A 512-nucleotide genomic window follows, 5' to 3' on the forward strand; every position below is an offset into this window, starting at 1 on the left:
CTACGCGAAGTTTCAGCGTTATTACCCCGCCGCTGGCGTCAAGTATCTACACAAACCGTCTCACTCTCTTCGCGCTCGCTAACCCGAGCGCTTTTTTTTGCTTCTATGAATAGGGTTTTACTATGTTATCCCTTAAATCGTACCGCGACACGGCCAAGGGGCTCCCCGATTTACTCAATTGGGCAGCCTTAGTCGATGACGGCGTCATGCTCGGTAAGGATGGCTCCTTTACCGCAGGGTGGCGCTTTACGGGCATGGACGTGGACACCGCCACCAATCTAGAGCGCAACGCCATGACCGCCCGTCTCAACCAAACGTTGTCCTCGCTGGGTTCTGGCTACATGCTCCATGTGGACACCATCCGCGAAATTGCTGACTCCTATCCCGACGTTGAGTCTTCGGCGTTTCCCCACCCCGTGATGCAAATGATGGACGATTCCAGACGACTGTTCTTTGAGTCGCAAGGCGACAAGTTTGCGACCCGCTCGGTGCTGTTTATCACTTGGCGCCCA

The 512-nt window shown here is 54.9% G+C and carries 1 pseudogene; it reads left to right on the plus strand.

From position 1 onward, the window contains the following. Positions 1–122: 122 nt before the first annotated feature. Positions 123–512, plus strand: a pseudogene (locus OU793_RS24905) (conjugal transfer protein TrbE); the annotation flags it as partial.

The sequence above is a fragment of the Vibrio sp. VP6 genome (assembly GCF_028823755.1).
GTDB lineage: Bacteria > Pseudomonadota > Gammaproteobacteria > Enterobacterales > Vibrionaceae > Vibrio > Vibrio parahaemolyticus.